Origin of the sequence: Pseudomonas sp. Z1-29 (genome assembly GCF_051131995.1) — a bacterium.
Classification (GTDB): Bacteria; Pseudomonadota; Gammaproteobacteria; order Pseudomonadales; family Pseudomonadaceae; genus Aquipseudomonas.
The window spans coordinates 3,376,302-3,399,551 of sequence record NZ_CP071645.1; the positions used below are offsets into that span (position 1 = coordinate 3,376,302).

Genomic DNA, 23,250 nt, shown 5'->3' on the forward strand with positions numbered 1-23,250 from the left:
CGTACTCATCCTTACTCTTCCATCTCTGATAACAGGCGCTGCATTTCGTCCAGGGCTTCGTCGGTCGAAGGCCCCTGGGGCTTTTCGATCTGCTCGGCGAGCGCGGCGATCGTCGGGTTCTGGAACAGGCTGCGCAGCTCAAGCTTGACGCCAAAGCGGCTTTCGACCTGGGTCATCAAACGCATCGCCAGCAACGAATGCCCGCCCAGCTCGAAGAAGCTGGTGAACACCCCGACTTGCGGCAACTCGAGCAGGTTCTGCCAGATGTCCGCCAGTTGCTGTTCCAGTTCGTTGCGCGGTGCCACGCCCTGGATCGCCACGGGCTGCGGTGCCGGCAGTGCCTTGCGGTCGATCTTGCCGTTGGCGTTGAGGGTAAAACGCGGTTGTTCGATGAAGCCGGCCGGAATCATGTAGCCCGGCAGCACACCTTCGAGATACCGACGCAGCGCCGCCTGATCAACCGGGTTCGGCGTTTGCAGCCAGGCGAACAGGCTCTGGCTGCGCGAATCGATCATCACCACGGCTTCTTCGACGCCTGGGTAACCGGCGCAGCAGCGATTCGATTTCGCCCGGTTCGATGCGGAACCCGCGTACCTTGACCTGGAAATCACCGCGACCGACATAGGCCAGTCGCCCGTCGTCGCGTCGGCGCACCAGGTCGCCGGTGCGGTACATGCGGCTGCCGGGTTCGCCGGCATAAGGGTCGGGCAAGTACGCCGCCGCCGTGATGGCGGGCGCGTGCTGATAACCACGGGTGACCCCGGAGCCGGCGATATACAGTTCGCCAGTGGCGCCCAGCGGAACCGGGCGGAGCATGTCGTCGAGCACGTAGCAACGGGTGTTGAGCAAGGGCGCGCCGATGTCGGCGACGCCGGACGGCACGTCTTGCAACGCCTGGGTGGTCGACCAGACGGTGGTTTCCGTCGGGCCATAGGCGTTGATCAACGTCACGCCTCGGCTACGCAATTCGTTCACCAGTTCACCGGGCACCGCCTCGCCACCGATCAGCCCACGCAACGGCGGCCAGCCAGCCTGGCCGGTCTCCAGAAGGATCTGCCAACCGGCCGGTGTCGCCTGGAACACCGTGGCCCGACGCAGCAGCGCGAACAGCTGATGCCCATCGACCACCTGCTCGCGCCGCGCCAGCAGGATCGCGGCGCCGTTGACCAGCGGCAGGAACAGCTCCGGCTTGCACATATCGAAGGCGTACGTGGTGCTGGCGAGCCAGACATCCTCGGCACCAAGCGGCAGCAAGCGATCGAGACCGGCCAACAGACTGCTCAGGTTGCCACGGGTCACCTGCACGCCTTTCGGTGTGCCGGTGGAGCCCGAGGTGTAGATCACATACGCGCGCTGCCGCGGGTCCACCGCCAGCGTCAGGTTGGCGTCGCTGCTGGCATCCAGCGGCAACTGATCGAGCAGGACGTGATCGACGCCGGCCAAGGCCTCGGCGCAGAGACTTTCGCCGAGCACCAGGGCTGGACGCGCGTGATCGATGATGAAGCGCAGGCGTTCACTCGGGTGTTGCGGATCCAGCGGCAGGTACGCCGCGCCCGCCTTGTGAATCGCCAACAGGGTTGGCAGCAACCACGGGCCGCGACTCAGGCAAACGGCAACCAGATCATCAGTGCCAACATTGCGCGCACGCAGCCAATGGGCCAATCGATTGCTGATGGCGTTGAGTTGCGCGTAGTTCAGTTGTCGGTCCTGGCAATCGACGGCCAGCGCTTCAGGCGTCAGGGCGGCTTGCCGTTCGAAGCGGGCAATCACGTCCACCGCGGCAGTCAAGGATTGCGCGGGCCAGTTCCAAGGCCGCTCGGCGAGCGCATGGTCGGCATTCGCCAGGTCGATGTCCCAGAGGCGCGCCTCGGGTTGCTCGAGCATGCCTTCGAGCAGGTAACGGAACTCATCGGCGTAACGCTGCGCGGTATGTGCCAGGAACAGGTCGGTGTTGTACTCCAGCACGCACTGCCAATCCTCGCCCTGCTGTTCGATATGCAGGCCGATGTCCACCAGGGCGCTGTCGCTTTCGACATTCAGGCGCTGTGCCGGCAACCCGGCGAAGCGCTGTTCGAGCGCTGCGTTGGCATCCCGCTGAATCAGGTTGAACAACGCCTGGAACAGCGGCGTGTGGCTGAGATCGCGGCGCACCTGCAACGCTTCCACCAAGCGCTCGAAAGGCACGTCGGCATGCTGTTGCGCCGCCAGGTGAGTGGCTTGCAATTGCTTCCAGAACTGCTCGACCGATTGTTGCGGGTCGATGTGGCTACGCAGGACCTGGGTGGTGGCGAAATAACCGATCAGGTTATCCGTGTGGGCCTGATGGCGATGGGCGACCGGCAGGCCGACCCAGATTTCGCGCTGCCCCGAGTGCCTGGCCAACAAGGTTTTCCAGGCCGCCAGCAACGGCGCGAAAGCGGTCAGGCCGTGGCGTTGTGCCGTTTCGCGCAGGCGCCGGACCAGCGCAGTCGGCAGATTGAAGCGTAGCCGCTGGCCGTTATAGCCCTGCTCGGCAGGCCGCGGCATGTCGGTCGGCAGATTCAGCACGGGCGGCTCGCCCGCCAGGGCGTCACGCCAGTACCCGAGCTGCGCTTCGATTCGCGCGTGCCCGGCCGGGCTCTGCCAACTGGCCGCGATATCGGAAAATTGCAGCGGCAGCGGTGGCAGGCAAGCGTCGCGCCCTTCCAGCAAAGCCTGGTAGATCAGTTGCAGTTCGTTGAAGAGAATCTCCAGCGAGCGCGCATCGGCGATGATGTGATGGAGGGTCACTTGCAGCACGCTGCGGTCATGGCCTTGGTACACACGCACGCGCCACAGCGGCGGCGCGGTGAGGTCGAACGGACGCTGCGCCTCATGGCTCAGTTTTTGGGTGAAAGCGCTCGATTGCTCATCATTTTCCAGTGGCTCGAAGCTCAGCGGCATGGCGTCGAGGGCCTCGACACGCTGGCGCACACCCTCGGCTGTTTCGCTGAACAGCGTTTGCAGGCTGTGTTGACGGGCAACCAGTTGCGCCAGCGCCCGCTCCAGCACGGCCGGTTGCAAGTTGCCAGCCAGGCGCAGGGCCAGGGACAAGTGATAGGCCTGGGTATCGCCCTGCAGGCGATCAAGGAACCACAAGCGTTGCTGGGTGAAATGCAACGGTGCCAAGGGCTCTTCGAAAGCACGCAGGATGCCGTCGGCCTCGGTGCTTGCCTGGGCCAGCGTAGCGGCCAGGTCACGCAGCAGCGGTTGCTCGAACACGCTGCGCAACGGCAGACGCCGGCCATGCTGTTCGGCGATCCGCGCGACCAGTCGCGCCGCCAGCAGCGAGTGTCCGCCCAAGGCAAAAAAGTTATCGTCAGCGCCAACCTCGGTGCATCCCAACAGCTCCTTCCAGAGCTCGGCCAAGGTCAGTTCCCACTCACCCGCCAGCGCGCCATGCTCGCCGTCACGTTGCTGCGGTGCCGGCAGGGCCTTGCGGTCAACCTTGCCGCTCGGGCTCAACGGCAGCGTGTCGAGACGCACAAACTGACTGGGCAGCATGTAGTCCGGCAACTGAGCGCCAAGGGTGTCACGCAGCAGCGCTTCATCCAGCGCATCGCCTGCGTAATAGCCCACCAGGCGCGCCGACTCACCGCTGCCCAACAACACGACAGCCGCCTCGCGAACCCCATGAATGCGGGACAACAGCGCTTCGATCTCACCCAGTTCGATACGGAAACCCCGCAGCTTGACCTGGAAATCCAGGCGTCCCAGGTAGTCGAGGCTGCCATTGCTGTTACGCCTGACCCGGTCGCCGGTACGGTACATGCGCGCGCCGGCCACGAAAGGATCCGGCAGGAACGCCGCGGCGGTCAGGCGCGCAGCGGCGAAATAACCGCGGCCCAGGTTGGCCCCGGCCAGGTACAGCTCACCGGGAACATCGGCGGCCACCGGTTGCAAGTCGGCATCGAGAATGTACGCGGCGGTATTGGCCACCGGCTGCCCGATCGGCACCTCGGCGCCGGCTTCGTTGCCGCTGCGCACTTCAAAGGTGCTGTAGACGGTCGCTTCCGTCGGCCCGTAGCCGTTGATGACCTCGGCTCCCCTGCCCTCGATGGCTTCGGCCAATGCGCACGGCAAGGCCTCGCCACCGGAGATGGCGCGCACGCCTTGCCAACTGCGCGAGGTATGCGCCACCAGCATCCACCAGGTGGCCGGCGTGGCCTGCATGACGGTGGGTTGCCCGGACAGCAACAACTGGTCGATGGCCTGCGGGTCCCGCGCCTGTTCGCGATCGGCCAGCAGAATACTGGCGCCTCGGGCCAGGGGCAGGAGCAACTCGACGATGGCAATGTCGAACGTCGCAGTGGTCAGCGCCAGGACCCGGTCCCGGGCCGTCATCGGCAGGACCTGCTCGACAGCCAGCATCAGGTTCATCAGGTTGCCACGGCTGATCGCCACGCCTTTGGGCTGGCCGGTGGAACCCGAGGTATACAGCACGTAGGCGAGCTGACCGGCGACGCAGGCCACTGCATTGAAGGTGTCGGTTGAAGCGCTGGCATCAATGTCGAGCAACGGCAGGCCGCTGTTCCACTGCGCCAACACACCGAGACTCGCCGCCGTGCCCAGGCACAACGTGGGCCGGGCCGCTTGGAGAATGTAGCGGCCACGCTCCGGTGGCGTGTCCTCGGCCAAGGGCACATACGCAGCGCCGGCCTTGAGCACGGCCAACATGGCCATCGGCAGGCGCGCGTCGCGGGGCAGGCTCAGCGCAACGCGGTCTTCGACACCGACGCCCTGGGCCTGCAACTTCGCCGCCAGCCGCTCGGCGGCCTGATCCAGTTCGGCGTAGGTCAGCTGTTCATTGCCTGCCACGACGGCAATCGCCGCGGGCTGGCGGGCAACCTGAAGCGCAAAGGCCTGGAGGATGTCCTGATGACCGCTCACCGTGCGACCATCAATCCGCGCAAGATCCCGCTCGGCCGGCTGCCATGCCAGCTCACCCAACGGCTGATCGGACTGCTCGATCAACGCGTCGAGCAACGCCAGGTACTGTGCGGCCATCGCTTGCACGGTCTGTTCACGGAACAGGTCGCTGCTGTACTGCAAGCTCAGGGTGATGCCGTGCTCGCTGTCGCGCACATCCAGGTGCAGGTCGCACAGCGCGCTGTCCGGACGGTTGTCCAGCGGTTCGGCAATGACGTCGGTGAGGTCGAAACGCTCCAGGGCATTGCCCGGGAAATAGTTGAACATGACCTGGAACAGCGGGTTGTAGCTCACCTGCCGAACCACGCCGAGTTGTTCGATCAGGTAATCGAACGGCAGATCCTGATGGGACTGGACCGACACGGACAGCGCCTGCAGTTCGCTCATCAGTTGCAGCAGGCTGCGCTCGCCGGAAAGTTTCCTGCGGTACACCAGCGTGTTGACGAAGCAACCGACCAGAGGCTGCAACACCGCATGGTGCCGGTTGGCCGCTGGAACACCGACCAGAATGTCGTCTTCGCCGCTGCGACTGCGCAACAGCAACTGGAAGGCGGTCAGCATCGGGATGAAATTGCTCCAGCCGTGCCGAGCGCTGAACGCCTTCAGGCGGGCCGCCAGGTCCTCGGGCAGCCGTCGCTCGACGCGCCCTCCGGCCTGGCTGGCCTGGGCAGGTCGGGCAAAATCGGCCGCCAGGTCGAGCACTGGCAGTTCACCGGCCAGTTGCTCGCGCCAGTAGGCCAGCTCTTGCGCGCACGCCTTGCTGCCCATCCACTGGCGCTGCCAGACGGCGTAGTCAGCGTATTGCATCGCCGGGGCGAGTCGTTGAATTGCCTGGCCCTGGCGGCGGTTGCGATACTGCTCGCACAAAGCGTCGATGATCAGTTGCAGGGACCAGCCATCGGCAACGATGTGATGACAATTCAGCGACAGGACCAATACCTGCGGCGCCAGGCGATACAGCCGGGCGCGCAGCAACGGCGCCGCTTCCAGCGCAAACGGGGTCATTGCATCCTGACGCAGCCGATCGTGCAGCGCTGCCTCGCTTGCCACATCGATCAGCGGCAAATCAACTTCGGTCTGCGCCAGGATCACCTGGCTCGGCCCTTCGGCCCCGCTGACAAAGCCGCTGCGCAGCACCTCGTGCTGGTCGACTACCGCTTGCAACGCCGCACGCAGATCAGCGACATGCAACTCGCCGGTCAGGCGTACCGCGCCCGCCAGGTTGTACGCCGGGCTCTGCGGATCGAGTTGCTGCAAGAACCAGAGACGTTGCTGGACAAACGACAGCGGCAGCTTTTCCGGCCGTGGCAGCAGGGTTGGCGACGGTTTTACCGTACCGGCCTGGCTTTCCAGCCAATCGGCCATGGCGGTGATGGTCGGGCGCTCGAAGACCACGCGCAACGGCAAGTCCTTGCCTGTGAGTTTGCCGATCAGGCCAATCAGTTGAGTGGCCAGCAGCGAATGGCCGCCGAGTTCGAAGAAGTTGTCCTCGACGCCCACCTGTTCGAGCCCGAGCACGCTTTGCCAGGCTTCCGCCAACTGGCCTTGCAACGCACTGCTGGGTGCCACATAGCGGGCCTGGCTTTGCGCGGCGAAATCCGGAGCGGGCAAGGATTTGCGATCGATCTTGCCGTTGCCGTTGAGCGGGAAACGCTCCAGCAACACGAATGCACTCGGGATCATGTAGGCCGGCAGATTGCCCAGCACATGCTCGCGCAACGCCTCGATGCTGCACGCGACCTCGGCCACGACATAGGCCACCAGCACCTTGGAGCGCTGCTGGTCATCACGGGCCACCACCACCGCCTCACGTACCCCTGGGTAACGGGTCAGGCAGGCTTCGATCTCGTCCAGTTCGATACGGTGGCCGCGGATCTTCACTTGGTGGTCGGTGCGTCCGACGTATTCAAGATCGCCATTGGGCAGGAAGCGCGCCAGGTCGCCGGTGCGATACAGACGCGAACCGTCGTTGGCAATCGGATCCGGCAGGAACACCGCCGCCGTGCGCGCCGGGTCGGCCATGTAGCCGCGCCCGACGCCGACACCGGCGACGAAAATCTCGCCCACTGCGCCAACCGGTATCGATTGCAGATCAGCATTGAGCAGATACAGGCGATTGTTCAGCGTGGCGCGCCCGATCGGCACGTTGATGCGTTGTTCCGGCAAGCGTTCCAGCAGCGGGTGGAAGGCGACGTCATCGGAGCATTCGGCCGGACCGTAGGCGTTCATCAGCGGGATCGCCGGATAGCGCTCGAACCAGCGTCGCGCCAAGACTGGCGGCAAGGCCTCACCCGTGGCGAGCACCCAGCGCAGGGCCGACGTCTCCAGGCCGGCCTCGAGCAGGCTTTGCATCAGTGACGGCACCGCTTCGAGGATGCTGACGCCATGCCGGCCGATGGCCGTTGCCAGCGCCTCGGGGTCCTGTACCACACAGTCACCAAGAATCACCGTGCGTGCGCCGAGCACCAGGCCCGCGAGGGTTTGCCAGACCGAGATGTCGAAGCACTGCGGCGCGGTCTGGGCGATCACGTCATTTGCATCGAGCCCCAGCCCCGGCAGTTTGCCCAGAATATTGTTGAGCATGCCCGCCTGGGCCACCATGGCGCCCTTGGGCGTGCCGGTGGAGCCAGAGGTGAAGATGCAATAGGCCAACGAGTCGCCGTGCACCGCGATGTTCAGGTTTTCATCGCTGCAGCCGCTCAGCACCGAGGGGTCATAACGCACGGCCTTGGGCCGCTGTTCGAGCAGATCCAGTGCCTGCATGGCCAACTCGCCCTGCCCCGCGCTGTGCACGAGCAACGGCGTACGGCTCTGGCGCAGCACCTGGGCCAGGCGTTGGGCCGGGTTGCGTGGATCGAGCGGCAGCCAACCGGCGCCGGCCTTGAGCGTGGCGACAATCATCACCACCAGGTCCAGCCCGCGCTCATCGAACACCGCGATCAGATCGTCGCTGCTTACCCCTTGTGCCCGCAGGTGCCGGGCCAGCCGGTTGGCGGCGCGGTTCAACTGATCGAAGGTCAGGCTGTGCTCGCCATGGACTATGGCGACGCGCCCTGGATTCTGGCGGACCTGCTGCTGAAAGCGCTCGATGAACAACGGTTGCAGCAGTTGTTCGTCGGCCGCCAGGCCTCCACCGGCCCAGACCTGGTGCTGATGGCGGATTTCACTTTCATCGAGCATCGCCAGTTGATGCAAAGGCGTTGCGGCGTTCGCGCCCAAGGCCTCGCCCATGTTCAACAGCAGGGCACGGAAATGCCGCAGCATCTGCTCGACCTCTTCACGCAGGAACCAGTCGGTCTGGTACGTCAGTTGCAGGTGCAGGCGTTCGCCCGGCACGATGACCACGGTGATCGGGTAATTGGTGTGGGTGCGGTTGGCCATGTCGCTGATCAGGTAGTCCAGCTGCCCCTGGCGCACGTCGGCGGCAATGGGCGCGTTCTCGAACACGAACAGACTCTGAAACAGGTCCTGGCGCTGGACGTCGCTCCAGCGCTGGATGTCGGCCAAGGAAACACTCTCGTGTTCACGCAGGCTCAGGTTCTCGGTCTGCAAGGCTTTCAGCCACGGGCCAAGCGCGTCATCCGGGCGCCAGCTCCAGCGCAGCGGCAAGCTGTTGATAAACAGGCCGACGATGCTTTCCATACCTTGCAGATGGACCGGACGACCGGCGACGGTGATACCGAACACCAGGTCGTGATCGCCGCTGTAGCGCGCCAGCAACAAGGCCCAGGCGCCCTGCACCAGCGTATTGAGGGTAAGACCGTGCTGCGCCGCGACGTTTTGCAGCGCCAAGGTCTGCTCAGGCTGCAGAAACTCGACACAATCCTCGACCGGTTCACTGGCGCCCTGGATGCGGCCGACATGGCCGAAGCCGAACTCGTTTGGCGTGTCGAAACCCGCCAGGCGTTGTTGCCAGAAGGCCTGGTGATCCTCCGGCTTCTGGGTTTCCAGCCAACGAATGAAATCGCGATACGGACGTGGCGCCGGCAGGTTCAATCGACGGCCTTCCCGGGCGGCACGGTAGCCGTTGAGGAAGTCCATCATGATGATTGAGAAGCACCAGGCATCCATCAGGATGTGGTGGTAGCTGCGCACGAACTGATAGGTGTCGGGCGCCAACTTGTACAGCCTGACCCGCATGAGCGGTGCCTTGGTGAAGTCCAGCCCTTCAGCGCGTTCCGCGCTGAGCAACTGTTCCAGACGCGCGTGCTGTTCGGCTTCGCTCAGGTGCGACCAATCCTCATAAGTGATCGGCAGTTCGATCTGCTTGTGCACCACTTGCATCGGGCGCTTCTGCTGCTTCCAGACGAAGGAGGTGCGCAGCAGTTCATGGCGTTCCACCACTTGTGCCCAAGCCTGGCGGAACGCCGCCAGGTCGAGGTTCGGCATGACCATGACGTGCCGGTATTGCAGCAGATACATGCCCTTGCCCGGGTGCATCAGGCTGTGGAACAGCAGTCCTTGCTGCATGGGAGCCAGCGGGTAAATAGCTTCGATGTTGCGCGAAAGAGCTTTGACCTTGTCGTTCATGCTGACGGTATCCGAACCTGTAATGTTTGGGGACGCAGAGGTTTCACTGTTCGAGTTGTTCGAGCAGCCCCAGGAATTCATCGTCGGACAAGCCTGAGTCGGCGAAATCCGAAGCCGTGGCGCGGCCAACCGAGGGCGCCTGGCAATGCTCCAGCAAGGCTGTGAGCCGCTGCTGGAACTGCCGCGCCAACTCGCTCACCAGCGCCGGGTCATGGACCTGCGGCGCATAACGCCACTCCACGTGCAGTTGCCCTTCGTTGACCAGCGCCGTCACGTCCAGCCAATGCGTGCGGCGCGTGCTCTCGGCGCGCATGCCTGGACATACCGGCCGCGCCAGGCGCCAGAGGCGTGAAGCGCCGATCCATTGGTCGACCCGCCCCAGGTAGTTGAACGTCAACAGCGAGGCCGCAGCCAGGCCGTGCGCCGGGTCCTGGCGCAACAGGCCGTAGCCGATGCCTTGCTCGGGTACGCGGCGCAGGGCTTCCTTGGCCGCGATGATCGAGGGCTCCAGATCCCAGGAAGTGTCGACCGCCAGTGGATAGCGGCTGGTGTGCCAACCGATCGAGCGGGACAAATCGGGGGCCTGCTCCCAGCCGCTGCGGCCATGGCTTTCCAGCTCAAGGGTGACGCGCTCGCGACCCTGCCACTGGCCGATGACGCCGGCCAAAGCCGCCACCAGCAAATCCTGGACCTGGGTGCCATAGGCGGCGTGGCAGTCGCCCAGCAACAACTGCGTCTGCGCCGATGAGAGTTGCGTGTCCAGCGTCCGGCTTGCGCCGTAGGTATTCGCCTGTTCGGGGACAACGCCCTCTGCACGCAGTTGTTCGTGCCAGTAATCAACCTGGGCCAGCAAGGCCGGCTCGCGGCGGTGCTGCTGCAGGGCCTCGCTCCACGCATGGAAACCCGCCGAGACGGCCGGCAACGCCAGGTCCGGTTGCAGATAGAGACTTTCCAGCTCCTCCAGCAGCACCTGCCACGACACTGCATCGACGAGCAAGTGATGCGCCGTGCACAGCAGCTCCCGGCTCTGGGAGAAATACACCCAGCGAATCAACGGCGCCGTTGCCAGATCGAAGCCTTGCTGCCACTGCTGCAACAGCGCTTCGCTCAGGGGTTGCTCCTCGACATGGAACAACCCGTTGACCTGGGATTGAGAGAACGCCTGGTAACGTTGTTGCCAGCCATGCGCCGAGGCTTCGAAGACCAGGCGCAAGCTGGCGTGACGCTGCAACAGCGCGCCCACGGCCTGGGTAAACCGCGCCGGTTCCAATGGCTGGTCCAACGCCAGCAGCAACGACTGGTTCCAATACCCGGGCTGGTTTTGCTCCTGGGCGAAAAACCATTGCTGGATCGGCGTCAGGGCAAATGCCGCAGTGGGCTCGAGCTCGGAAGGCTTGGCACCCTCCTTCGCCGCGCCAAGGTCAACCACGTGTTCGGCCCAGCCGCGTACGGTCGGGAATTCGAAAATCTGCTTGGGCTTGAGTTGCAGGCCCTGCTGCTTGGCCCGGGCGATGATTTGCAGACTCAGGATCGAGTCGCCACCAACGCTGAAGAAATTGTCATCGACCCGCAGCTCCGGGTTACTAAGAATTTCCCGAGCGATGTCGAGCAAGCGCTGTTCGAGACTGCGCTGCGGTGTCTGCACCACTCGCGCCAAGGCGCGCACGGTCTGTTCGGCGAACAGCTGCTTGGGCGTCATCAGGATGTTCTGCTGGCGCGCCAGCGCAATGATCTGCAAGCCGAGGATCGAGTCGCCGCCCAGGGCAAAGAAGTTATCATCGGGCCCCAGGTCGGAATTGCCGAGCAGCCCGCGCCAGATGTCCAGCAATGCGCTTTCAACCGCGTCCAACGGCTGATCGAGCGATGTTTTCGCCGGCGCTTGGGCCGGCGCCTGCTCGTCCCATCGCAGCAATGCCTGGCGATCGACCTTGCCGTTGGGCAGCAAGGCGAAACCCTCGAGACAATGCCATTGGGCCGGTTGCATGTAGTCCGGCAGTTGCGCTTGCAGGGCAGCTTGAATGTCGGGCAGCGCGGCAGCTGGCGCGACCAGAAAAGCCACCAGGCGATTGCCGGTCAACTGCGAAGGGCTGTTCAGCACCTGCACGTCGCCGACCTGCGGCATCGCCCGCAATCGCGCCGCGACTTCGGCCGGTTCTACCCGGTAGCCGCGGATCTTCACCTGCTCATCGAGCCGACCGAGAAACTCCACCTGCCCTTGATGATTGAGTCGAACCCGATCGCCGGTGCGATAGCCGTGCCGGCCAAAGCGGACCCGGTCTGCGTCGGTCGCGCTGAGGTAGCCCAGTGCAACGGTCGCCCCCTGGACGTACAGCTCGCCACTGACGCCTGTCGGCAAGACTGCGCCGGCGGGCGAACGCACGCTGACCTGGACATTCGGCAGGGGTCGACCCAGCGGCGCTGCGCCGCAGGTATCGATCTCATGGGTCAACACTCCAACGGTGGTTTCGCTGGGGCCGTAGTGGTTGACGATGCGCAGGTCCGGCTGCAAGGCGCGCAAGCGTGAAACCAGCGCCTGGCCCAGGGCCTCGCCGCCGGTCACCAGGCACTGGCGCGGCAACAAGCGCTGCGGATCATTGGCGACCAGCAAGGCGTTGAGGTGCGACGGCACGATTTTCAGCAGGTCCACGGGCTCGCGCTCAAGCACCGCAGCCAGCTCCTCGGCATCGAAAGCCAGCTCCTCGGCCAGCAGGCGCAGGCGCCGACCACTGAGCAGTGCACCGAACAACGCCGTGTGCCCCAGGTCGGTGGCGCAACTGGCCAGGCTTGCAAGGCTGGCATCGGCGGACAGGTTCAGGCGTTCAATGCACCCGCTCACGTAATGAATCAGGTTGGCCTGGCTGACCGCCACGCCCTTCGGCCGTCCGGTGGAGCCGGAGGTATAGACGACGTAAGCCGGCAGGTCTGCGGCCACGGCTGCGCGCAATGGCGATTCGCTGGACAACGACGCGGTTGGCAACGACAGCCACCGTACCGGTTCAGGCAGCCATTCGGGACGCAGGCCCTCACCCACCCAGACCCGGGGCGTGGCATCCTCGCAGATGTCCTGCAAACGCGACTGCGGCCACTGCGGATCGAGGGCCAGGTACGTGGCGCCGCACTGCCAGGCCGCGAGCATGTGCATCACCAGCTCGCGGCTGCGGGGCAGGCACAAGGCGATGCGAGCACCCTCCAGGTTCGCGCCTGTCTGCAAGCGCTCGCCACGGGCAACCACCGCTCGGCCCAGCTCGGCATAGCTCAATGTGCCTTGTTCGTCTTGCAGGGCAATCGACTCAGGCTTGTGGGCGCACTGCTGGACGAACGCCTGCCAGGCGTTGCTGACCGGGACCGGTAGGTCCTCGCCACTGAGGACCGATCGTTGCGCGGACGGTAGCCAGTCGAGCTGGGCAAAAGGTACGTCCGGCTGGTCGATGACCGCGTGGACCAATGCAACGAACTGGTCGCAATAACCCTGGACTGTTTCGTGACGGTACAAAGCCTTGCTGTAACGCCACCGACAGAGGAAACCCTCCTCCTCATCCACCACAACCATGTTCAGTTCATGGGCCGCTCCACGCTGTTCCGACAACACGGGGTCCACGTACTGGTGAAACGGCGCGGCACGTTCCTTGTTGAGCGTGAACATGTGCTGGAACAGCGGCGCCTTGCCCGCCTGACGCTCGAGGTTCAACTGCTTGACCAGGCGCGAGAACGGGTAGTGTCGGTGCGCGAGGGCCTGCTTGACGGTGGCGTCTACCTCACGGGCCCAGTCACGACTTGAAAGGTCTGGCTGCAAGCGACAGCGAACCGGCAGCGAGTTGACCAGATAGCCCGGCAAATTGAGGTGTTCGCGTCGCAAGCGCAGACCGCCGGCCGTACCCAGCACAAAATCGTTTTGCCCGGACAACACCCCGAGAAACTGTTGAAACAGCGAGAACCACCAGACGTAAGGCGTCACGCCCCACTCCCGGGCCCGGGCCCTCGCCCTCGCCGTGGTGGCGGGATCGAAGCGAACCGGCAGCTCCATCCCTTCGAATGAGCGGTTACCGCCAAAGGCGAAATCCGTCGGTAACTCTAGCGTCGGGGCTTCGCTCAGTTGTGCCTGCCACCATGCCAGCTCCGCAGCTTCGGTCGCCTCGCTACGCACGTGCAGCTCGCTGTTGTAGTTGCGATAGGCATCAGGATTGATTGCAGGCAACGGCTGACCATCAACCTGTGCGAACAGCTCGTTGAGCACGATATGGAACGTGGCTGGATCGGCAGCGATGTGATGGATCACCAGCAGCAGCGTGAGTTCGGTATGACCGTCCCGGGCGTTGCTAAGCACCACTCCTCGGCTGACTTCCCCGGCCTGCAGATTGAAAGGCCGGTCGGCCAGTTCGGCAATGCGTTGCTGCAAGGTATCGGTGTCCGCCGCCTGCAAGGCAACCCACTGCAACGGCTGGATATTTTCGCTACGACTCCACTGCACCAGGTCGCCGTTGCGTTCACCGTAGGCCGTGCTCAACACAGGGTAACGCCGCTGAATCGTGGCCCAGGCGTCTTGTAGGCGCCGGGGCAAGTCCTCCGTTACGAACTGCGCCTTGATTCGTCCTGCGTAAGCGAGGTTATAGGCACAACTGTCGGGTTCCAGTCGCTGTAGAAACCAGAGCGCCTGCTCATTGTCGGTCAGTGGCCGCGCATCAAGATAATCGGGATGCAGGGCCAGCCATTGCAACACTTCGTGCTCTCGCGAACGGAGCTCAGCTTCAAGTTCATCCGTCAAAGCACCTTGCGACCCGGGCACGATGTCCAGTTGACCTTCGGCTTCCGATAGGCGAATTCCACGCAGCCAGCAACGATGCATCAGGCGATCGAGCATTTGATGTCCTTCATTTTGCTTGTTTGAAATAAGCCAGCCAATGCGGCGGCTTAATGCAAGAGCGGCGGGCTCAACCCGCCGGAGCAGGCTCGGCCATGGCGACCACGACCTTTCGCGCGCCCTGGAATGTCGAGCGGCCGTGGGCCACCAGCATGTTGTCGAGCATCAGCACGTCACCCGCCTGCCAGGGGAAAGTCACCTGGCAGCGCTGCAATACGCCGCGCACATGCTCCAGGGCTTCCAGCTCGATGGGTGAACCGTCCCCGTAGAAGACGTTACGTGGCACACCCTCTTCGCCAACGATGGAAATCAGCGTCTCGCGTACCGGCGCAGCGAGATTGGAGATATGAAACAGATGCGCCTGGTTGAACCATACCCACTCCCCGGTCACCGGATGCTGGGCCACGGCCTGGCAGACCTGGCGCGTGGACAGCTCGCCGTCGTCCTTCCATTGGAACTGGATGTGGTTGGCGCGACAGAATTGTTCCACTTGCGAGCGATCTTCGGTGCTGAACGCCTGCTGCCAGGGCAAGTCGAGGCCGTTGCCGTAGTTGCGCACGTACATCAGGCGTTTCTCGGCGAAGCGCTGGCGGATCGCCGGATCGAGTTGCTGGTAGACCCTGCGGCTATCGGCGATCGGGGTTTCACCACCCACAGGAGAAGCCTGTACGCAGTGGAACCAGATCTTCATCGGCCAATTGAGCGAATAGGACTGCTCGTTGTGCAGCGGGATGACCTGGTGGGCCGGGTATTCAGTGGAGGTGTATACGCGGTTGTTGAGCTTGGTGCGCGGCGTGGAGGCGTAGTCGTAGGTCAGCAGCTCATGGCCAAAACCGCGGGCAAATTCCTCGAAATCGGCTTCCCCGTTGAAGGCAAAACCGCGGAACAGGATGCCGCCGACACGCGGCAACTCGGCCTCGACGGCCTGCAGGATCTGCGCTCGGCTATCCTGCCAGCGAGCCCCCGTGGCTGGCGCTTCGAAAATGAACGGCAAGGTCTGCTCGTTGCCCGGTACGCCTTCCATGGATTGAACCTGTGCACGCGCCAAACCAGTTTCCATTTGTAATCCCTCGCCATTCCGATGAGCGTATTTTTCGAGAGCACAAACTAATACAAACGAGTAACAACCGCAATAGAGAATGATTGTCATTAATGACGATAGTATGACAGCTGGTACGATTCACTTGCCCTGGAGCACACTCTCGCGCTCAGCGATATGGGACATCAGCAGGTAAGCGGACCCCAGCAGGCCTTGCATCGTATCGGCATAACGACTGCGGTTCAGGTAGAGAAACTGACGGTTCTTCACGGCGAACAGGTTCCGCCATTGAGGGGACTGGCGGAAAGCTGCGGTGCTGGTTTCCGAATCGAGCAGCTCCTCATAGGTGTCGATAATGAAATCACTGTCGAAGTCACCGATTCGCTCCAGGCTGTAGGGCACATTCTGCCGCGCCTCACGATACGCGGCGACACGCCCCAGCCCGAAATCAGCGATAACGTCATCCATCCCGCCACGGCCGATCAACTGGAAACCATCGGTATAGACTTCCAGCGTGGTGACCGTGATGCGCGCAGGGTCCTTGACGCGCTTCTTGAACTCGCTGACCACCCATTGGTATTCGCGAAGCATTTCTTCATAACGCTGTTGCTTGCCGACCAGGTCGGCGAGTTCCTTGGCGTAGGTCTTGATATCGCTCTCTCGCGACGGCAACAGAACGACCGGGGCGATCTTGCTGAGCTTGTCCTTGAGGTCGGCGTGATAGGACAGGCCGATGATCAGGTCAGGCTTCAACGCCGCAATGGCTTCGAGGTCAGGCGACTGGTGCGAGCCGATGTATTGAATGCCCGTCACATCGAAGCGCTCTTGCGCGCCACGAAACAGCACATCCGAAAACAGCTTTTTGCGCCCTGTCGAGCCGCAGGGCTTGATACCCAACTCCAGCAACTGGGTGGTCAGGCTGAAATCATGCAAAGACACGATGCAACGCGGCGAAACGGGCACTTCAACCCGGCCGAAACTGTTCTCGAACACCTTGGTTTCAGCCGCGCCAGCAGGCATGGACAGCAATGCCAACGACACACACAACATGCCGAGCAACCCTTGGAATATTCCCTTCACCCTTCCCCGCACGCGCTTGCCTCCAGATAACTTCAATATGAGCGTCGCTGTGTTCTCAGCGACTCCGTTGACGCGCCAACAAGACGATCAGGTAAGGCGCTCCGATGATCGCGACCACCAGCCCTGCCGGTAACTGCAACGGTGGGAAAAGCCCCCGCCCCAGTGTGTCGCCCGCCAGCACCAGCAGTGCCCCCATCAACGCGGATAAAGGCATCAGGGCACCGTGGCGATCACCCGCCAGTTGGCGCGCCAGGTGCGGGGCCACCAGGCCGACAAAGGTCATGGTGCCGACATTCGCCACCGCTGCCGCCGTCAGCATGACGCTGCAAAGCAACAGGAAGGCCATCACACCCGTCACATTCAGGCCTCGGCTGAGGGCGACTTTTTCACCCAACTGCAACAGGTTCAACTGGCGATGAAAAAACAGCAGCGGCGTCCCCGCCAGCAGCAACCAGGCGGCGAGACTATGGACCTGGGCCCAGCCGGCCCGATGCAAGCTGCCGCCCAGCCACATCAAGGCTGACTCGACCTGGTCGATATTGCCGTAGGTGATGAGCAGGTCGGCAACCGCACTGAGCATGGCGGTCAGCCCGACGCCGACGAGGATCAGGCGCAGCGGCGAGATGCCTTGGCGCCACGACAGCAACGCGACGAAGAACGCCACGGCCAGCCCACCGGTCAGTGCCGCCAATGGATACAGCTCCAGCGGCAGCAGCGTGGGCCAGAGCACGATGATCAACAACATGGTGACGCTGGCGCCTGACTCCACGCCTACCAGGCCCGGCGCCGCCAGGGGATTGCGCGTCAACGATTGCATCAACAGGCCGGCCAGCGACATCGCCGCCCCGGCGAGGATCGCCAGCAAGACACGCGGCAGGCGCAACTCCCACAGCAGGTTGCGCGTCGTCGGGTTGGCCTGGTCAGGGGCTGCCAGCGCTTGCCAGGCCTGGGCAACATCCAGTGAATAGCTGCCGACGGTCAGTGCATACAAGGCCAACGCAACCAAGGCGAGCAGCAACACCAGCACCGAAATCAGGTCGATCGGCCGGGCCACCCAGGGCAGCAACGGCAGCATTCTGGGCAGGGTCAGCCCCAAGCGCATCATCGGACTTTCCTCAACACCAGTACCACGAAGATCGGCCCGCCGATCAACGCCGTGACGATCCCGGTATTGAGCTCGAAGGGACGCACCACGGTCCTGGCGGCGATGTCCGCCAGGATCAGCAGGAGCGCGCCAAGCAAGGGCGCGGCCAGCAGCAACCGACGGTAGTCATCGCCGAACAACAGGCGCGCGGTGTGAGGCACCACCAGCCCGACAAAACCGATAGGCCCCGCCAGGGCCACGGCGCAGCCTGACAGCAGAACCACCGAAGCCAGGCCGAACAGACGCATCTTCAACAGGTTGACGCCCATGCCGGCGGCGGCTTGCGGACCCAGCCGATGCGCGTTCAGCGCGCGGACGTTGACCAGGCAGAGGAACATGCCCAACACGGCATACGGCCAGACCCACGCCTGCATCGAACCTCCGGTCACCCCGATCGAGCCGGTGAGCCAGCGCCGCAGGCTGTCCAGCCCCTGCTGATCGAGCAACAGTAAAATCGAAGTGATAGCACTGAATAACGCTGCGATCATCGCCCCGGACAACGTCAGTCGAATCGGGTTGTGGCCCCTGCCCGCCAGCAGCAGGACACCAACGGCGGCGACCAGGGCGCCGCTGAAAGCAAACAGCGGGATCATCGACAGATCGTGGCCCGGTAGCACCAGCAAGCCGAACACGACGAACAATGCCGCGCCGCTGTTGATGCCCAGAATCCCCGGGTCGGCCAATGGGTTGTCGCCCACCGCCTGCATGATCGCACCGGCCAGACCGAGACTCGCGCCCACCAGCATGGCCACCAGCAGGCGTGGCAGGCGGCTGCCACGAATGACGCTCTGGTCGGGGCTGTCTGGCGAATAGGCGACCAAGGCCTGCCACGCCTCGCTCCAGGGGATGCTTTTGGCGCCCACCGCCAGATGCAGCAGCGCGGCCAGGGCAATCGCAATCAGCAGACCCAGCCACACCGGCAAGCGCAAACCGTGGATCACATCGCCTCCCGCACAGCCGACGGCTGGCTACGGGTGGTTTGCGGGACACATAACGGATCGCCGGAATAAGGGTCGGTAATGATGTGCGCGTCCAGGTCAAAGACCGCCTTGAGGTTTTCCCGGGTGAACACCTCGGCAGGCGCGCCCTGGGCCAGCAACCGACCCTCGCGCATCATCACCAGGTGATCGGCGTAACGCGCGGCCTGGTTGAGGTCGTGCAGCACCGCCACGATGGTCTTGCCTTGCTCACGCAGATCCACCAGCAATTCGAGCAACGTGATCTGGTGCGCGATGTCGAGAAAGGTCGTCGGTTCATCCAGCAGGATCACCGGGGTGTCCTGGGCCAGGGTCATGGCAATCCAGCAGCGCTGCAACTGCCCGCCCGACAGGGTGGCCAGCGAACGATCCAGCAACGGCCCGATACCCGCCAGGTCGATGGCGCGATCAATCGCTTGCTGGTCCTGGTCGGACCATTGGCGCCACCAGCTCTGCCAGGGGAAGCGCCCCTGCATCACCAGCTCCCGCACGCTCATGCCGGCCGGCGACGTGGTGCGCTGGGGCAACAGCGCCATTCGTTGCGCCAATGCGCGGCGTGAGTACTGTCCCAACGATTTTCCGCCCAGATGCACGTCACCCGCGCTCGGCCGCAACATATGCGCCAGTACATTAAGCAGCGTGGTCTTGCCGCAGCCGTTGGCCCCGATCAATGCGGTGAAGCAACCTTCGGGAATATCCAGGCTGACACCGTTGAGAATCTGTTGCTCGCCATAGCTCAGCCGCACGTTGCTGGCTTTCAGCATGACCGTCCCTCCAACGCCCTAGAGGGCCTGATCGTTTCGTCCATCGTACAGATCCCCCTGGATCATTTCCCCCTGACAACACAGGGAAATCCACCAAGGGTCAAAAAAGTGGGGCACAGAATATGTCGAAACCAAAATAATTTCGCTACAAGCCTGACAATATTAATGCAAACCCTTATCATTCACAGTCAGATTATGGCCAGTAGACACTAACCTCGTTCGTCTGCCCGATGCCGCTGGACCGGGACAGCAGGCCTGCGAAGACAAAAACAACCCCAAGGACTTCCTCGATGCTCGTCAGAAAAACAATAGTTGGCACCGAAAAACGTTACGTCTCGCGTCATCCTGCGTTTCACCTGAGCACGCTGGCACTGGCTTTGGGGAGCATTTTTTCAGCACAGGCGATGGCCGCACAGCAAGAGGCTGCTGCCAATGCCCCTCTTCAACTCGGCGAAATCAACATCAACGCCGCCGCGGTGGAAAACCCGACGGCGCCGCTGGCCGGCAAGGTCGCCTTGCGTAACGGCAGCGCCACCAAATCCAACGCAGCCATCACCGAAACGCCGCAATCGGTTTCCGTGGTGACCGCCGATGAAATGCGTGATCGCAAGTCCGACACTCTGGCAGATGCCCTGAGCTATACCCCGGGTTTCACCAGCCAGCCAAGCAGCTTCAACCGCACTTCCGACCGGTTCCGCATGCGCGGATTCGACGTCGAATCCGCCACCGGCGGTTCGCTACGCGACGGCATGCGCTTGCAGTACAACTCTTACGACGGTGTGCAGGAACCCTATGGTCTGGAACGCGTGGAGGTCGTGCGCGGCGCGGCTTCGGTGTTGTACGGCCAACTGTCGCCCGGTGGCTTCGTCAACGGCGTGAGCAAACGCCCGACCGAAACCCCACAGCACGAGCTGGGCATGCAATACGGCAACCATGATCGCAAGCAACTGACCGCCGACTTCAGCGGGCCGCTCGGCGACAGCGAAGTCCTCAGCTACCGCTTGACCATGCTCAAGCGCGACAGCGACACCCAGCAGGACTACATCAACGACGACAAGCTCTATATCGCCCCGGCCCTGACCTGGCGCCCCAATGAAGATACGTCGCTGACCCTGCTCTCGTTCTATCAGAAGAGCGACACCCGTTTCTCCGCCCCGCTGCCCTATCAATTGGTCAAGGGCGTGGGCAACGGGCCGGTCACCATCGGCCGCCACGATTTCATCGGCGAGCCCGATTACGACGACATGAATGGCGAGATGTCCGCCATCGGTTATGAGTTCGAACACCGCTTCGATGAGCACACCCGCATCAGCAACAAGCTGCGTTACTACGAAGCGGATGTGAAGTGGAAATACATGCAGGCACAGACCAGCACGGCAGCCATCAACGGAGCAGCCAATACCGGCGTCCTTCGTCGTCAGTACAGTGACCGGCGCGAGCGTTCCCGGGCACTGGCCAGCGACACCAACATCGAGACGCGCTGGAACATTGGCGGTATCGAAAACACCTTCCTCGTCGGCGCGGATACTTATGATGCGTCGTATGACTCGCACAATTTCCGCGCCAACTCGACATCGATCAATATCGGTGACTACAACTACGGCCAGCCAGTTGTTGTAGACAAGCGCCGGAACCGTGACCGTGGTTCGCAGATCGATACCTTCCAGACCGGCATCTACCTGCAAGACCAGATCAAGTTCGATGATCACTGGCTGCTGCTGTTGGGCGGTCGCCATGACTGGGCCGACCAGGACCAGGAAGGCTTCGCCACCGGCCAGAAGCTGAGCCAGGACGACGAATCCACCACCTGGCGCGCCGGCCTGGTGTACGAGGCCGATAACGGCTTGGCGCCTTACATCAGCTACAGCGAATCGTTCTTCCCGGTAGCGGTTGCCGATGCTCCTGGCCAGACGTTCGAGCCGACCGAAGGCAAGCAGTATGAAATCGGTATCCGCTACCAGCCTCCTGGCAGCAATACGCTGTTGAGCGCAGCGGTTTATGAGCTGACCCAGGAAAACGTCGTCAAACGCGACCTGGCTGGCAACAATCCCCAGCAAATTGGCGAACAGCGCTCCCGTGGCCTGGAGCTGGAAGCCAAGAGCGACGTCACGCCTCAACTGACAGTCATCGCGACGTATGCTTACACCGATTCACGCATCACCAAAAGCGTAATCCAGAGCGAAGTCGGCCAGCGCAGCGAAGATACGCCTTACCACCAGGCCGCGCTGTGGGCTGATTACAACTTCGCGCTCTTCGGCGTGCCACAGCTGAAGGTGGGCGGCGGCGCGCGCTACAAAGGCACCACCCAGGCGTCGGGCATCGATTCACAATTGCCCGCCTACACCCTGTTCGATGCCATGGCCAGCTACCAGATCGACAAGAACTGGGACGTCTCCCTCAATGCGAACAATGTGACAAACAAGAAATACGTTTACTGCGAAGCAGCCATCTGCCGCTACGGCGACGAGCGCGAGCTGGTGACCTCCGTCAACTTCCGCTGGTAAAACCCCTGGCTCGGTCGGCGCCGACAAGCGCCGACCGAGCCATTTCGCGCAGAACGAAAACCTTTTCAAGCCCGCTGACCCCCCTTCATCGCACCCGCCCCTCTGAATTCTCTTTTGACTTGACGCATCAGATGTCGATCGTCATATTACGATCATCATAAGCAGACAATAACCAGCCAGAGGGTGATCCATGGAAACTGGAAGTGCATCAGCGATTGCGCAAGCGCAGCCAGAGGCATCGCGTCCAGCCCTGACCGGTCGAATCGTCGCCCTGCTCGCAGGCCTCGCGGCGATTGGCATGCTCTCCACCAACATCATCCTCCCCGCGTTCCCGGTCATTGGCGATGACTTGGGCGTGACCGCCCGCGAACTGGGCCTGACACTCTCCAGCTACTTCGTCACCTTTGCCCTGGGCCAGTTGGTGGTCGGGCCGCTGGCCGATCGTTATGGGCGCAAGAAGCTGGTGCTGGGAGGATTGTCGGTGTTCATGGTCGGGACCGTCATCGCAGGGCTCGCCACCACGCTCGATGTCATGATCGCCGGACGCATCGTCCAGGCATTGGGTGTGTGCGCTGCCTCGGTGTTGTCGCGCGCCATCGCTCGGGATCTGTTCGAAGGCGAGACGTTGGCCCGCGCCCTGTCGTTGACGATGGTTGCCACCGCCGCCGCGCCAGGTTTCTCGCCCTTGGTGGGCAGCGTGCTGTCCGTCACGCTCGGGTGGCGCGCGATGTTTATCCTGGTTGGATTGGCGGCAGTCGTACTCGCCTTCTTCTACGTCCGCGACCTCGGTGAAACCCATCCCGCCGATCGCCGGGCGCCGCACTCCACCGGCAGCGTCGTGCGCGCTTACGCAAGGCTGATGGCGGACAAGCGCTTTATCCTCCCCGCCCTGTCGATGAGCCTGCTGCTGAGCGGCTTGTTCGCCTCTTTCGCCGCCGCCCCGGCGATCCTGATGAAAGGCATCGGCCTGACGTCAGTGCAAGCCGGCCTGTATTTCGCCTCGACGGTGTTCGTCGTGTTCGCCGCCGGCATGGCGGCCCCGCGCCTGGCGCACCGCTACGGCACGCGCACCATCGCCTTGCTGGGCATTGCCTGCGCCATGCTCGGCGGTGGCCTGCTTGTGGTCGGGCCGGCTGACCCAGGCCTGGGCTGGTATGCCGTCTCGATGGTGACGTTTCTCTGGGGCATGGGCCTGGCGAACCCGCTGGGCACCGCCATCACCATGGGGCCTTTCGGCAAGGAGGCCGGCATGGCCTCGGCGTTGCTGGGATTCTTGTCCATGGGCGCGGCGGCGCTGACCACCTGGCTGGCCTCCGTATTGAGCTTTTCGCCCATCACCACGCTGGGCGCGATCCAGGCGTTGACCTGCCTGGTCGCGCTGCTGTTGTTCTTCTTGCGCCGCTGAGC

10 protein-coding genes are annotated in these 23,250 nt (G+C 63.2%); 2 read left to right on the forward strand and 8 right to left on the reverse strand.

Annotated features, from left to right (window positions below):
• Nucleotides 1-11: 11 nt before the first annotated feature.
• The 8 genes from J3P84_RS15245 to J3P84_RS15280 form a co-directional block, all read right to left on the reverse strand.
• Nucleotides 12-515, reverse strand: a complete 504-nt coding sequence (locus J3P84_RS15245) for a phosphopantetheine-binding protein (RefSeq protein ID WP_434624073.1) — start codon at nucleotides 513-515, stop codon at nucleotides 12-14.
• Nucleotides 457-9,477 carry an amino acid adenylation domain-containing protein gene (locus J3P84_RS15250; RefSeq protein ID WP_434624075.1) on the reverse strand — a complete coding sequence of 3,007 codons (9,021 nt, stop codon included), beginning with the start codon at nucleotides 9,475-9,477 and terminating at the stop codon, nucleotides 457-459. The genes J3P84_RS15245 and J3P84_RS15250 overlap by 59 nt, the downstream gene beginning before the upstream one ends.
• A gap of 43 nt (nucleotides 9,478-9,520) precedes the next feature.
• Nucleotides 9,521-14,335: a condensation domain-containing protein gene (locus J3P84_RS15255; RefSeq protein WP_434624077.1), complete on the reverse strand. Its 4,815-nt coding sequence runs from the start codon at nucleotides 14,333-14,335 to the stop codon at nucleotides 9,521-9,523.
• 70 nt (nucleotides 14,336-14,405) lie between these two features.
• Nucleotides 14,406-15,359, reverse strand: a complete 954-nt coding sequence (locus J3P84_RS15260; protein WP_434631341.1) for a TauD/TfdA family dioxygenase — start codon at nucleotides 15,357-15,359, stop codon at nucleotides 14,406-14,408.
• Between the two features lie 156 nt (nucleotides 15,360-15,515).
• The gene (locus J3P84_RS15265; protein ID WP_434568698.1) at nucleotides 15,516-16,454 is read right to left on the reverse strand and encodes an ABC transporter substrate-binding protein; all 939 of its coding nucleotides are present in this window, start codon (nucleotides 16,452-16,454) and stop codon (nucleotides 15,516-15,518) included.
• A gap of 55 nt (nucleotides 16,455-16,509) precedes the next feature.
• Entirely contained in the window at nucleotides 16,510-17,559 is a 1,050-nt protein-coding gene (locus J3P84_RS15270) for a FecCD family ABC transporter permease (RefSeq protein WP_434624079.1), read from the reverse strand.
• Nucleotides 17,556-18,539 carry a FecCD family ABC transporter permease gene (locus tag J3P84_RS15275; RefSeq protein ID WP_434568700.1) on the reverse strand — a complete coding sequence of 328 codons (984 nt, stop codon included), beginning with the start codon at nucleotides 18,537-18,539 and terminating at the stop codon, nucleotides 17,556-17,558. The genes J3P84_RS15270 and J3P84_RS15275 overlap by 4 nt, the downstream gene beginning before the upstream one ends.
• Nucleotides 18,536-19,339, reverse strand: coding sequence for an ABC transporter ATP-binding protein (locus tag J3P84_RS15280; RefSeq protein ID WP_434604609.1), 804 nt, complete (start codon nucleotides 19,337-19,339; stop codon nucleotides 18,536-18,538). Before J3P84_RS15280 ends, J3P84_RS15275 begins: the two co-directional genes overlap by 4 nt.
• A 290-nt stretch (nucleotides 19,340-19,629) precedes the next feature.
• On the opposite strand from J3P84_RS15280, the gene J3P84_RS15285 reads away from it, so the two are divergent.
• Nucleotides 19,630-21,843 carry a TonB-dependent siderophore receptor gene (locus J3P84_RS15285; RefSeq protein ID WP_434624082.1) on the forward strand — a complete coding sequence of 738 codons (2,214 nt, stop codon included), beginning with the start codon at nucleotides 19,630-19,632 and terminating at the stop codon, nucleotides 21,841-21,843.
• Between the two features lie 190 nt (nucleotides 21,844-22,033).
• Nucleotides 22,034-23,248: a multidrug effflux MFS transporter gene (locus J3P84_RS15290; RefSeq protein WP_434624084.1), complete on the forward strand. Its 1,215-nt coding sequence runs from the start codon at nucleotides 22,034-22,036 to the stop codon at nucleotides 23,246-23,248.
• Nucleotides 23,249-23,250: the final 2 nt, after the last annotated feature.

Coding starts and splice junctions, on each gene's coding strand:
- J3P84_RS15260 (WP_434631341.1), bottom strand. CDS start 15,359: ATGGAAGGCGTACCGGGCAACGAGCAGACCTTGCCGTTCATTTTCGAA.
- J3P84_RS15270 (WP_434624079.1), bottom strand. CDS start 17,559: ATGATGCGCTTGGGGCTGACCCTGCCCAGAATGCTGCCGTTGCTGCCC.
- J3P84_RS15250 (WP_434624075.1), bottom strand. CDS start 9,477: ATGAACGACAAGGTCAAAGCTCTTTCGCGCAACATCGAAGCTATTTAC.
- J3P84_RS15245 (WP_434624073.1), bottom strand. CDS start 515: ATGATCGATTCGCGCAGCCAGAGCCTGTTCGCCTGGCTGCAAACGCCG.
- J3P84_RS15280 (WP_434604609.1), bottom strand. CDS start 19,339: ATGCTGAAAGCCAGCAACGTGCGGCTGAGCTATGGCGAGCAACAGATT.
- J3P84_RS15290 (WP_434624084.1), top strand. CDS start 22,034: ATGGAAACTGGAAGTGCATCAGCGATTGCGCAAGCGCAGCCAGAGGCA.
- J3P84_RS15285 (WP_434624082.1), top strand. CDS start 19,630: ATGCTCGTCAGAAAAACAATAGTTGGCACCGAAAAACGTTACGTCTCG.
- J3P84_RS15255 (WP_434624077.1), bottom strand. CDS start 14,335: ATGCTCGATCGCCTGATGCATCGTTGCTGGCTGCGTGGAATTCGCCTA.